11 protein-coding genes are annotated in these 11,307 nt (G+C 72.5%); 3 read left to right on the top strand and 8 right to left on the bottom strand.

The annotated features are described in order from the left end of the window. From ACFWBB_RS20765 to ACFWBB_RS20750, 4 genes are all read right to left on the bottom strand, one after another. Positions 1-363 (bottom strand): hypothetical protein (locus ACFWBB_RS20765; protein ID WP_385274240.1); only part of this gene is annotated, 363 nt, incomplete at its 3' end. A gap of 303 nt (positions 364-666) precedes the next feature. After that, positions 667-1,782 carry an ATP-binding protein gene (locus tag ACFWBB_RS20760; RefSeq protein ID WP_385274237.1) on the bottom strand — a complete coding sequence of 372 codons (1,116 nt, stop codon included), beginning with the start codon at positions 1,780-1,782 and terminating at the stop codon, positions 667-669. Further along, positions 1,779-2,519 (bottom strand): response regulator transcription factor, encoded by a 741-nt coding sequence (locus ACFWBB_RS20755; RefSeq protein ID WP_385274234.1) that lies wholly within the window; start codon positions 2,517-2,519, stop codon positions 1,779-1,781. The genes ACFWBB_RS20760 and ACFWBB_RS20755 overlap by 4 nt, the downstream gene beginning before the upstream one ends. Before the next feature lie 122 nt (positions 2,520-2,641). After that, entirely contained in the window at positions 2,642-3,328 is a 687-nt protein-coding gene (locus tag ACFWBB_RS20750; protein WP_385274231.1) for a spermidine synthase, read from the bottom strand. Between the two features lie 228 nt (positions 3,329-3,556). On the opposite strand from ACFWBB_RS20750, the gene ACFWBB_RS20745 reads away from it, so the two are divergent. After that, on the top strand, positions 3,557-4,351 hold the full coding sequence (locus ACFWBB_RS20745; RefSeq protein WP_385274228.1) for a rhomboid-like protein: 795 nt from the start codon (positions 3,557-3,559) through the stop codon (positions 4,349-4,351). Between the two features lie 12 nt (positions 4,352-4,363). Here ACFWBB_RS20745 and ACFWBB_RS20740 read toward each other — a convergent pair whose 3' ends face one another. The 3 genes from ACFWBB_RS20740 to ACFWBB_RS20730 all read right to left on the bottom strand — a co-directional run bounded on the left by ACFWBB_RS20740 (position 4,364) and on the right by ACFWBB_RS20730 (position 7,039). Further along, positions 4,364-5,146: a GNAT family N-acetyltransferase gene (locus ACFWBB_RS20740; RefSeq protein ID WP_385274225.1), complete on the bottom strand. Its 783-nt coding sequence runs from the start codon at positions 5,144-5,146 to the stop codon at positions 4,364-4,366. A gap of 85 nt (positions 5,147-5,231) precedes the next feature. Continuing rightward, complete coding sequence (locus ACFWBB_RS20735) at positions 5,232-6,251, bottom strand: DUF5954 family protein (protein ID WP_385274222.1); 1,020 nt, start codon at positions 6,249-6,251, stop codon at positions 5,232-5,234. Between the two features lie 131 nt (positions 6,252-6,382). Next, positions 6,383-7,039 carry a GNAT family N-acetyltransferase gene (locus tag ACFWBB_RS20730; RefSeq protein ID WP_385274219.1) on the bottom strand — a complete coding sequence of 219 codons (657 nt, stop codon included), beginning with the start codon at positions 7,037-7,039 and terminating at the stop codon, positions 6,383-6,385. A 179-nt stretch (positions 7,040-7,218) separates the two neighbouring features. On the opposite strand from ACFWBB_RS20730, the gene lon reads away from it, so the two are divergent. Beyond that, positions 7,219-9,633 (top strand): endopeptidase La, encoded by a 2,415-nt coding sequence (gene lon / locus ACFWBB_RS20725; protein ID WP_385274216.1) that lies wholly within the window; start codon positions 7,219-7,221, stop codon positions 9,631-9,633. 185 nt (positions 9,634-9,818) lie between these two features. After that, on the top strand, positions 9,819-10,298 hold the full coding sequence (locus tag ACFWBB_RS20720; protein ID WP_385274252.1) for a MarR family winged helix-turn-helix transcriptional regulator: 480 nt from the start codon (positions 9,819-9,821) through the stop codon (positions 10,296-10,298). Positions 10,299-10,343: 45 nt separating this feature from the next. Here the strand turns inward: ACFWBB_RS20720 and ACFWBB_RS20715 are convergent, their stop codons facing one another. Further along, positions 10,344-11,135: a hypothetical protein gene (locus ACFWBB_RS20715; protein ID WP_385274213.1), complete on the bottom strand. Its 792-nt coding sequence runs from the start codon at positions 11,133-11,135 to the stop codon at positions 10,344-10,346. Positions 11,136-11,307 lie beyond the last annotated feature (172 nt).

The raw sequence follows: 11,307 nt of genomic DNA, 5'->3' as shown, positions 1-11,307 counted from the left end.
CTTCGGGGCGGCGGCAGGCGCGGGCGCCGGAGCGGCGGGCGCCGGGGCGGCCGGAGCCGCCTGGGCAGGAGCCGGGGCGGCAGGAGCCGCCTGGGCCGGTGCGGCGGGCGCTGGGGGCGTGGTGGTCGCTGCGGCCCCCGCGGCCGCAGTGTCCGCCGGAGCCGAGGCGTTGGGGGCCCCCGGCTTGTAGTCGGCGAAGAAGTCCCACCAGGCACGGTCTACCGAGTTCGGGTCCTGGAGGTACTGCTGATAGATCTCGTCGACGAGCCACTCGTTCGGCCCGAACGCGGCAGCGGGATTCTTGCCCGCTTGGTCTGCGTCGGTCGAGATGCTCGATGCGTTACTGGGGGACTGTGGCGACACGGCGGCAACCGCCCTCTTCCGCTTCACAAGGTGATGGACAGCGGGAATAAAGGCTACGCCCCCTGGAGGGGGAAGGTCAGACCGGGCCGGTGCATCGTCGCGTAAGTCACATCGGAAAGCGCGTTTCGCGGCTGTAAATGGCGGGAAACAAGCGCGGTTGCGCGTCAAAAGGGTGTGTTGATGCCCGGTCCCGCACGCTCAGCGTGCGGGACCCGCGCCGACCTGGAACGGTCCGCTGCCTGATCACACGTGTCAGGCTGCGCGGACACAGGTGGATCTTGTGGCTCCGGTTCGAACTTTACGTCAATTTGGAACGGAAGACTCTCCCGGAAGAGTGACAAGAATCCGGCAGCCCCGCTCGGATTCGGCCACTCCGATCCGGCCGCCGTGAAGATCGACCGCCCAGCGGGCGATCGCCAGTCCCAGACCCGTGCCGCCGTCGCTGCCCGGTCCGTGCGGCCGGCGGACCGCTCCCCGGTTGAACCGTTCGAACACGCGGCGCCACTCCGAGCGCGGAATACCGGGCCCCTCGTCCAGGACCTCGAGCTCCAGCGACTCCGGCAGCGTCCCGCGCCGCGCCTTCACCGTCACCCGTCCGTGCGCGGGGCTGTGCTTGACGGCGTTGTCGATCAGGTTCGCGACGACCTGGTGGATGCGCTCCGGGTCCGCGTGCGCGGTCAGCTCCGGCGGGGACACGTCCAGGTGCAGATGGACGTCCGTGCGCGTGTGGTTGCCGCCCGAGCCCATCGTGGCGCGCGCCGAGGCGACCATGTTGGCCTCCTTCAGCACCCCGGACAGATACGGCCACACCTCGAAACGCCGCTTGCGCAGCGGGACGACGCCGTTGTCGAGGCGGGACAGGTCCAGCAGCGTCTCCACCAGCCGGCCGAGCCGCTCCGTCTGCTTCAGGGCGGTGCGCATCGTCTCGGGGTCCGCCTCGGCGATGCCGTCGACGACGTTCTCCAGGACGGCGCGCAGACCGGCGATGGGCGTGCGCAGCTCGTGCGAGACGTTGGCCACCAGCTCCTTGCGCTGCCGGTCCTGCGCCTCCAGCTCGTCCGCCATGACGTTGATCGTCTGGGCCAGGTCGCCCAGCTCGTCGCCGCGGTTCTCGCTCACCCGGCGGGTGTAGTCGCCGTGCGAGATGGACCGGGCCACCGTGTTCATCTCGTCCAGCGGCGCGGTGAGCGAATGTGCCACGAACTGCGTAATCAGCAGTGTGGCGATCATCGAGAAGACCGTGATGAAGCGCAGCTCCGTCTTGGTGTGCACCGCGATCATCGACAGACCGGTGGTGATCAGCACCGAGATGACGACCAGCGCACCCAGCTTGGTCTTGATCGAGAACGGGCGTACGTGGCCCCAGGACTCCCCGGTTCCGGGAGCGGGGCTTCTCGGTCCGTCCGGCCCGGAGCTCATGGCGTCGGCGTCTCCAGTGCGTAGCCCACCCCGTGCACCGTGCGGATCCGTTCGGCGCCGATCTTCCGCCGCAGCGCCTTGATGTGGCTGTCGACGGTACGGGTGCCGGAGGCGTCCGCCCAGTCCCAGACCTCCGCGAGGAGCTGCTCACGGGAGAGCACCGCGCGCGGGGTGTTCGCCAGGCAGACCAGCAGGTCGAACTCGGTGGGCGTGAGGTGCACGTCCTCCGAGCGGACCCGCACCCGGCGCTGCGCGTGGTCGATCTCCAGCTCGCCGAGCCGCAGGATCCCGCTGCGCGGCGTCGTCGCCGCGATCGCCGCCCGCTCCACCCGGCGCAGCAGTACGTGCACGCGTGCCGCCAGCTCCCGCATCGAGAACGGCTTGGTCATGTAGTCGTCGGCGCCCACGCCGAGCCCGACCAGCATGTCGGTCTCGTCGTCGCGCGCGGTGAGCATGAGCACCGGCACCGGACGGGCGGCCTGCACACGGCGGCAGACCTCCAGACCGTCGAAGCCGGGCAGCATGATGTCGAGGATCAGCAGGTCGGGCTGCCAGGCCTCTGCCGTGTCGACGGCCGCCGGGCCGTCACCCGCCGTTTGCACGAGGAATCCCTCGGCGCGCAGGCGGGCCGCGATGGCGTCGACGATCGTCGCGTCGTCCTCGACCACCAGAACGCGCCGCTGCGCGCCCGGTGTGGCTGTCGCCGTGCTGTTGTGTGCGGTGTGTGTCTGCTCCATCGCCCGCCCCTGAGTGTGCTTTCCGGAACCAGTGGGGTGATCCCATGTCTGCGCATGACTGCGGTTGACGCGTAAATGATCGGCGTCAGGGGTGCAGCGTACGGGGAGTCACCACGGCTTTGCTATCCAGGCCTGACGGCGAGGTGTACGACGTCCGGCACGCCTCGGGCAACCGGGATCTCTTCGGTACGCACCTGTTGGAACCCGGCATTCCGCATGGTTCCCTCGAATTCCGGAGAGGGACGGGCCGACCACACCGCCAGTACCCCACCGGGTCTCAACACCCGTGCGCAGCCAGCCAGTCCGGCCGCGGAGTAGAGGCTGTCGTTGCCCTCGGTGACGGTCCAGCCGGGCCCGTTGTCGATGTCGAGGCACATCGCGTCGAATGTGTCGCATGTCTCATTGACGTAGTCGAGCAGATCCGCCTCGACGATCTCGGACCGGGAGTCGGCGAGGGCGTCCGCCGACAGCGCGGCCAGCGGGCCGTCGAGATGCCAGTCGATGACGGCGCGCTCGCGCTCCACGACCGTGACCCCGCCCCAGCGGGGATCGGCGGTGGCGTGCGCGAGGGAGAAACCGACACCGAGGCCGCCGATCAGCAGGTCCGGCGAGGGGCGGCCGTCCAGCGCGGCCAGCGCGGCGTCGACCAGCAGCCGTTCCGAGCGGCCGTCCGAGGTGTCCATCAGGAAGCAGCCGTTGGCGATGATCTGGAGCAACTCCCCGTGCCGGCGCAGGACGACCTCACCGTAGGGGCCCTCGCGACGGTCCAGCACAACGGGTGCGTCGGGGATGTCGTACGGGATGGGCATCGGCCCATCCTGGCACTTCCCTGGCCGTTCGTTGAGGGAATTCCGTGTGCTGCGGATGGGATTGACGTATGTCCGTTCGGAACGGGTTGGCGGCACGTACGGAACGTTTAGGAGTCGGCCGGGAGAAGCCTCAGAGCTTGCTGTGAATCCGCTCAGGCGTGGCGTCGGTCACAGACAGCGGACAGCCGCGGCGCGAAAAGTGAGGTGAAACGGAAGGAGGGCCTCACGGTGGAACGTACGGCCGCACCCACGAGCCCGCCCCCGCCCGATGTCCGCGGGCTGCTGGACGGCATCCCGGCCCAGCACGCCCCGCCCCGCACCGTGCCGCCCGTTGCACCGCCCGCCGTGCCGCCCGTTGCACCGTCCGCCGTGCCGTCCGTTGTACCGCCCGTTGTGCCGCTCGCCCTGCCGCTCGTAGGGGCGGCCCCCCGCCGCCGGTACCGGGTCCCCGCCCCCTTCGCCCTCTCGTACGCGGCCGTCCTCGCCGTCACCTCCTATGTCACCGCGCACGCCGACCCGGCCCTCGTGCACGCCCTGCACCAGGGCTCGAGCACCGATGTCGCCCATCTGGTGCGGACACCCGTACTGGTGCTGGTGGCCAGCGCGCTGTGGGTGGCGGGCGGCTTCGCCTCCCCGTTCACGGTGGGCTTCCTGGTGGTCCTCACCGCGCTGGAGCGGCGCATCGGCGGCGTCCGTACGGCCGTCGTCTTCCTGCTCGGGCATGTCCTGGCCACCCTCGCGACCGAGGTCCCGGTGGGCCTGGCGGTGCTCGCCGGCCGGCTGCCCGACAGTTCGCTGCACCGTCTCGACTACGGCATCAGCTTCGGCGTCGCCGCGAGCGTCGGCGCCCTGGCGGGCCTGCTCGGGCCGTGGCTGCGCGGGCCGCTCCTCGCCGCCTTCGGCGGGATGCTGCTCCAGGACCTGATCGCCTTCACCGACCCGCTGACGAACTGGGGGCACCTGATCGCACTGGCGATAGGCGTCGCCACCTGGCCGTGGATCCGGCGCTGGGGCAGGGCCTGACCGCTGCCCGGCTCACGGCGACCAGACGTACGGCGTCATCTTGGTGAGCGTGCGGAAGCCCATCCCGCGCAGCAGGGGCGCGCTGTCGGCCGAGGCGTCCACATGCAGGTACGGGATCCCGTGGGCGGCGGCGAGGACGAGGCGGGCGGCCACGAGGGCCCGGTAGATGCCCCGGCCACGCCACCCGGCGAGCGTCGCGCCGCCCAGCAGCGTGCCGAACTCCGTGCCGGGGCGCACCGACAGCCAGCCCGCCGAGACCAGCACGCCGTCCGCCTCGGCGACCAGCACGACGGTGTCCCGCGGGGCCGCGGCGACCCGCGCGATCAGATCGCCGCCGAGGCCGCTCAGGTCCACGCCCCAGACCGCCGACTGCAGCGCCGCGACGGCGAGCAGGTCGGCGTCGTCGGTGACCCGGCGCAGCGTCACGCCCGGCGGCAGCGGCGGCTCGGCCCGGTGTACGGCCGTGTGCGCGACGACGGCGGCCAGGACCGTCTCCTGCGGCCCGGGCGCGAAGCCCGCCGCGCGCAGCCGGTCGGGGAGGTCGGCCGGGGTGTCGTGGCCGCGCATCCGCCATTCCACCGCCTCGCCGCGTGCCGCGAAGAAGTCCCGCTGCCGGGCGATCAGTTCGTCCAGTTCGCTGCCGCGCAGCCCCAGCTCCCGGGGTGCGGTCACCAGCGCCCGCAGCGGGCCCGCGATACGGGTCAGCGGACCGTCGGGAGGGTGGGTGACCGCGGTCGGCGGAGCGCCGCGCAACTGGGCGTCGTACGCGGCGAGCAGCGTCTGCGTGTCCGTCATGAACGGTGACGTTAGTCGTCGGTCATCGGTCGTCGGTCGCCGGTCGCCGGTCGCCGGTCGGGTCGTCGGGGTCGGTCGTCGGTCGTCAGTCGTCGAACTGGACTGTGCCGTTCTCGTGGAGGGTCGGGTGGAGCTTCATGGGGCCGTACTCGTCGACGTCCGACGGGCGGGGCGGCTCGGGGCCGTCAGGGCCCAGGCGGACCATCCGTTCGACGCGGCAGATCCGGAACAGGCGGCCCTCCACCCTCGCCTCGTCGGCCCGCCCGGCGGCCCGGAACGCCTCCGCGGCCCGTGCGTAGAGAACCTTCTTGTGTTCGTCGAAGCGGTAGAGCATCGCCCAGACGCGGGCCATCCCCTCGTACAGCGAGCGGCGCGCCTCGTGCGGGGTCGCCGCAAGCGACCCGCACGGGGTCCAGCCGGAGTCGTCGCGTTCGGCCACCGAGAAGCCGACGGGGAGGCGCACCACGTCCGGATGGGTCCGGGCCGCCCACTCGGAGTCCGCGCGCACGTCGGAGGGGAAGCGGGCGCCCGTGTACGTGAAGTCGCGCAGGCCCAGCCGGAGGGCGCCCGCCATCGGGCCCTCGTCGCGGTCGGGGTCCAGGACGTAGCCCACGTCCGGTGAGGGGGCGGCGCCCGGGTCCTCCCACGAGGGGTCCGGGGGCTCGAGGTCGGTGGGCCGGGGCGGCTCCAGACCGTCGTCGCCGGTCCGGGCGAACTCGTCGCCGCGCACCACCCGGTAGCGCACGCCCAGCGCCTCCACCTCGTCGGCCGGAGCCCGCTCCAGCACGGCCACGGCCGCCAGCAGCTCACGCCGGACGGCCGGGTCGTCGGGGCCGTCCTTCGCCTTGAACCACAGGTGCGAGTTCAGCCCGTCGCGGGCCTGCTGGGGCATGCCGTCCACCACCGGCTTCAGCAGCCGCCAGCCCGGCTCGGCGGCGGCCGGGTCCCGCGCGGCGATACCGAAGACGGGTCCGCGCAGCGCGATGTGCGGATAACGCCGCGAGGCCTCGACGGCGTCCGCCTCCGTTACCCAGGCGACGGGGTCGTCACGGCGGACCAGGTCGGCGTGGAGGGCGTCGAGACGTCGCTTCCAGTCATCGGTCATACGCGCATTGTGGTCGGGGTGGCAGGCCGCTTCGGGGTGAATGCCGGAAGTGGGCGGGGTACGGGGAGGGGGCGCGAGGGGCGTGCCCCGTCGTGCGGCACCGAAGGGTGCGCCCTCTCGGCCGCCGGACGTCACCCCCGTGTGTCTCCCGTGAACTCGGCGCTGGTCAGCGCTGACTCGACGCGCCAGCCCAGGGACTCGTACAGTGCCCGCCCCTCGGGTGTCGCGCCCAGGACACCGGTCCGGGCGCCCTGTTCGGCCGCCGCGCGGTGGAGCGTCCGCATGACGAGGGCGCCGAGTCCGCGGCGGCGGTGGCCGGGGGACGTCTCGATCTGGTCGACGACCGCCGTCGCGCCGGTCGGGGCGATCTGGCCGCGCGCGGCCAGGGAGCCGTCCGGGGCGGCGATCATGGTGCGGGTCACGCCGCCGCGCGACCAGGTGCGCGTCCGGTAGCCGGCGGGGGTGGAGCCGGGTGGGGCGTCCGTGAGCGGGGCCGTCATCAGGAAGCCGGCCTCGGGGTCGATCCACCAGCCGGGCCCCAGCCAGGGCCCGGCCACCGCCGGATCGGCGAACACCTTCAGCCACACGCCGGCCCCGGTCACCGCGCCCGCCACCTTACGGACGGCCGGCCCGGTAACGGCGTCGTCCGTCGTACCGAGCACGTGCCGGGTGACGTGATGGATTCCCGTTCCCACGTCGACGGTCCAGCCCCACGGCTCGGCCACGGGCGGCGCCGCCCCGCGCGACACGACCCAGCCGTCCACCCATGCCTGGACGAACCGATTCATATGGACCCCCTGGTAATAGTCTCGAAGGCTTGATGCCTATTACCGCTGACCGTATGTCCGAAGCGCTTCGGGGCGACAGCCGTGATCGCCCACAGCGAACGGGACGCATCGCGGGGAACAATCGCGGACTCACGTGCATTGAGTCGGCATAGCTCAACTTGACTGCCGAAGGGGAGATCATGGCATCGACGTCCGCTCCGCTCATCCTGCCCGTACTGCCTCTCGACGACGAGGTCGTGCTCCCCGGCATGGTGGTTCCGCTGGACCTCAACGACACCGACGTGCGCGCCGCGGTGGAGGCCGCTCAGGCCGCCGCCCGTTCGGAACCCGGGAAGCCCCGCGTACTGCTGGTGCCGCGCATCGACGGGACGTACGCGAGCACCGGTGTGCTCGGCACCGTCGAGCAGGTCGGCCGACTGGCCGACGGCGACCCGGGCGCGCTGATCCGCGGCCGCGGCCGCGTACGGATCGGCGCCGGCACCACCGGGCCGGGTGCGGCCCTGTGGGTCGAGGGGACGACGGTCGACCAGGCCGTCCCCGAGCCGCTGCCCGGTCATGTCGCCGAACTCGTCAAGGAGTACAAGGCGCTCGCCACCGCCTGGCTGCGCAAGCGCGCCGCCTGGCAGGTCGTCGACCGCGTCCAGGCCATCGACGACGTCTCCGCGCTCGCCGACAACTCCGGCTACTCGCCGTTCCTGACCACCGAACAGAAGGTGGAGCTCCTGGAGACCACCGACCCGGTGGCCCGGCTGAAGCTCGCCACCCAGCAGCTGCGCGACCACCTCGCCGAACAGGACGTGGCCGAGACCATCGCCAAGGACGTCCAGGAGGGCGTCGACAAGCAGCAGCGCGAGTTCCTGCTGCGCCGCCAGCTGGAAGCCGTCCGCAAGGAGCTGCGCGAACTCAACGGCGAACAGGAGGGCGAGGAGTCCGACGACTACCGGGCCCGCGTCGAGGCCGCCGACCTGCCCGAGAAGGTCCGCGAGGCCGCCCTCAAGGAGGTCGACAAGCTGGAGCGGTCCAGTGACCAGTCGCCCGAGGGCTCCTGGATCCGCACCTGGCTGGACACCGTCCTCGAACTCCCGTGGAACGAAAGGACCGAGGACCGGTACGACATCCAGGGCGCCCGCGCCGTCCTGGACGCCGAGCACGCCGGCCTGGACGACGTGAAGGAGCGGATCACCGAGTACCTCGCCGTGCGCAAGCGGCGCGGTGAGCGCGGCCTGGGCGTCGTGGGCGGGCGGCGCGGCGGTGCCGTGCTCGCGCTCGTCGGCCCGCCCGGCGTCGGCAAGACCAGCCTCGGCGAGTCCGTCGCCCACGCGATGGGCCGCAAGTTCGTCCGTGTCGCCCTCGGCGGCGTCCGGGACGAGGCCGAGATCCGCGGCCACCGCCGTACGTACGTCGGCGCGCTCCCCGGCCGGATCGTACGGGCGATCAAGGAGGCCGGGTCGCTGAACCCGGTGGTGCTCCTCGACGAGATCGACAAGGTGGGATCCGACTTCCGGGGCGACCCGGCGGCCGCCCTGCTCGAGGTCCTGGACCCGGCGCAGAACCACACGTTCCGCGACCACTACCTGGAGGTCGAGCTCGACCTGTCGGACGTGGTCTTCCTCGCCACCGCCAACGTGCTCGAAGCCATCCCGGAGGCCCTGCTCGACCGTATGGAGCTGGTCCGCCTCGACGGCTACACCGAGGACGAGAAGGTCGTCATCGCCCGTGACCACCTGCTCCCGCGCCAACTGGAGCGGGCGGGCCTCGACAAGGACGAGGTGGCCCTCGACGAGAGCGCGCTGCGCAAGCTCGCCGGCGAGTACACCCGCGAGGCGGGGGTGCGCACCCTGGAGCGGTCCATCGCGCGGCTGCTGCGCAAGGTCGCGGCCCAGCACGAACTGGGCCAGCGGGAACTGCCGTTCACGATCCGTGACGAGGATCTGCGCGCTCTGATCGGCCGGCCGCACCACGTGCCCGAGTCCGCCCAGGACCCGGCCGAGCGCCGGACCGCGGTGCCCGGTGTCGCGACCGGTCTCGCGGTCACCGGCGCCGGTGGTGACGTCCTCTTCGTCGAGGCGTCGCTGGCCGACCCGGAGACGGGCGCGGCGGGCCTGACCCTCACCGGTCAGCTCGGCGACGTGATGAAGGAGTCGGCGCAGATCGCGCTCAGCTTCCTGCGCAGCCACGGCGCCGAACTGGAGCTGCCGGTGGGCGACCTGAAGGACCGGGGCGTGCACATCCACTTCCCGGCGGGCGCGGTCCCCAAGGACGGCCCGAGCGCCGGCGTCACCATGACGACGGCCCTCGCGTCCCTGCTGTCCGGGCGGCTCGTCCGCACCGACGTGGCGATGACCGGCGAGGTCTCCCTGACCGGCCGGGTCCTGCCGATCGGCGGCGTGAAGCAGAAGCTGCTCGCCGCGCACCGGGCGGGCGTCACCACGGTGATCATCCCCAAGCGCAACGAGCCCGACCTGGACGACGTCCCGGCGGAGGTGCTGGACAAGCTGGACGTCCACGCCGTCACGGACGTCCGCCAGGTCCTGGAGCTGGCGCTCGCGCCCGCCACGAGCGGTGCGGCGTCGGAGGTCCCGGTCGCGGCGTGACGACCGCGCCCCCCGGCGGGGCGCCGTCCGCGGTGATCGGACGGGGAGGGCCCGGGTCCTGTGACGGAGACCCGGGCCTTCCCCGTGTCCGGCGCGCAGCCCTGGGCACCGCCACCGGCCCGGGCCTGCGAAATACTGAGTGAGCTGCACCGATGGCAGCGACCGGCGAGATCAGGGGTGCTGACGTGCACGAGGACACAGGCGGCGAGACACCGTCGCGTGGTGTGGAGCAGGGCGACCGGGAGTTCCTGTCGCTGGAGCGGGAGCTCACGGTGCTGCTGCGCCGCGCCCGCGCCAATCAGGGGGAGATGGCCCGCGAGGTCCACCCGGACCTGGAGCCCGCCGCCTACGGGCTGCTCGTCCGGCTCGAGGAGTGCGGCCGTCAGCGCGCCACCGAACTGGCCGGCTACATCGGCATCGGCAAGGCCACCATGTCCCGCCAGCTGCGCGCCCTGGAGCAGCTCGGCCTGATCGCCCGTGCGCCGGACCCGGCGGACGGGCGCGCCTGGCTGGTCGACCTCACCGAAGAGGGCCGGGTACGGGTGAGCCGGGTCCGCGAGGCCCGCCGCGAGCGGTACGTCAGCCACTTCTCCGACTGGGACCGCAGAGAGGTGGGAGAACTGGCCCGGCTGCTCGGCCAGCTGAACCGGGGCATGGAGAAGTGACCCGCAGATGACCTGGAGGGGACCCGGAGGGCACTCCGGCACCCCTCACAGTTCCACGCACACCACTGTCGCGTCGTCGTGCGTCTTCGCCCGGCGGAGCAGGGGCCGTCCGGCGCGGTCGTCCGCCCGCTCCAGTGCCCGGACCCGCTCCACCAGCGCCCGCGCCCCTTCCTCGTCGACGAGGGCGAACAGGTCGGTCCAGCCGCCCTTGCGGAACAGCTCCGCCCAGCGGGTGGCCCCGTCCGACAGCGCGGCCAGCGAGCGGACCTCCCCGCGCGGCACGCTCCCGGTGACCGCGCGGGCGGCCACGCCGGGGTCGGCCGCGGCCGTGAAGAACCCGCCCTCCCGGTTGCGGAGCGTGCCGTCGACGACCTCGGCGCTCCGCAGCAGGGCGCGCGGCAGGCGGGCCAGCCGGTCGTCCTGGACGGGCGTGACCGTGCCGTCCGGGGCCGCCAGCAGGAGCGTCGCGTCGCACAGGAGCAGGTACTCGACGGTCCGCGGCGACCAACGCGCCAGGACCACGGTGGCCTGAGGGGTGCGCGGGTGAGAAAGGTCACAGGTCCCCGCATGGGCCCCGGCGGTGCGCGCGATGGCCCGGGCGAGCGCCTCGGCCAGCGGAACATCCGGGAGTGAAACGGTCAGTTCGGTCAGGGCGCCGCCCAACCGCGCGGTGAACCAGGCGACCGAATGCAGACAGCCCGCGCCGTCCGGCGGCGGCGTCACTCCGTCCAGGAGGACGAGCGAACCGCCCTGCCCGGAGGCGGGAAGTCCGACGCTCGCGAAGTCCTCGTTGGGGCGGGCCGGATCGCCGGCCTCCGACACAAGTTCCGTGCGCATTCGGCCAGTCTGCACGACCCCTTCACAGCCTTCGCGGAAGGCTGGCATTGTTCCCCGAACTTACGTACCACCGCAGGTCAGACGCCTGGTTTGGGCGGGAATGAAGCACTCCGGGAAGACGTGGCGGCGAATACTGTCAAAGCACGCCGCCCACGTCCAACCGGCCAGCCGC

Origin of the sequence: Streptomyces sp. NPDC060000, assembly GCF_042737375.1 — a bacterium.
Lineage (GTDB): Bacteria > Actinomycetota > Actinomycetes > Streptomycetales > Streptomycetaceae > Streptomyces.
This window is presented reverse-complemented; position numbering and strand designations above follow the sequence as displayed.

Coding starts and splice junctions, on each gene's coding strand:
- ACFWBB_RS20760 (WP_385274237.1), bottom strand. CDS start 1,782: ATGAGCTCCGGGCCGGACGGACCGAGAAGCCCCGCTCCCGGAACCGGG.
- ACFWBB_RS20740 (WP_385274225.1), bottom strand. CDS start 5,146: ATGACGGACACGCAGACGCTGCTCGCCGCGTACGACGCCCAGTTGCGC.
- ACFWBB_RS20735 (WP_385274222.1), bottom strand. CDS start 6,251: ATGACCGATGACTGGAAGCGACGTCTCGACGCCCTCCACGCCGACCTG.
- lon (WP_385274216.1), top strand. CDS start 7,219: ATGGCATCGACGTCCGCTCCGCTCATCCTGCCCGTACTGCCTCTCGAC.
- ACFWBB_RS20755 (WP_385274234.1), bottom strand. CDS start 2,519: ATGGAGCAGACACACACCGCACACAACAGCACGGCGACAGCCACACCG.
- ACFWBB_RS20730 (WP_385274219.1), bottom strand. CDS start 7,039: ATGAATCGGTTCGTCCAGGCATGGGTGGACGGCTGGGTCGTGTCGCGC.
- ACFWBB_RS20715 (WP_385274213.1), bottom strand. CDS start 11,135: ATGCGCACGGAACTTGTGTCGGAGGCCGGCGATCCGGCCCGCCCCAAC.
- ACFWBB_RS20750 (WP_385274231.1), bottom strand. CDS start 3,328: ATGCCCATCCCGTACGACATCCCCGACGCACCCGTTGTGCTGGACCGT.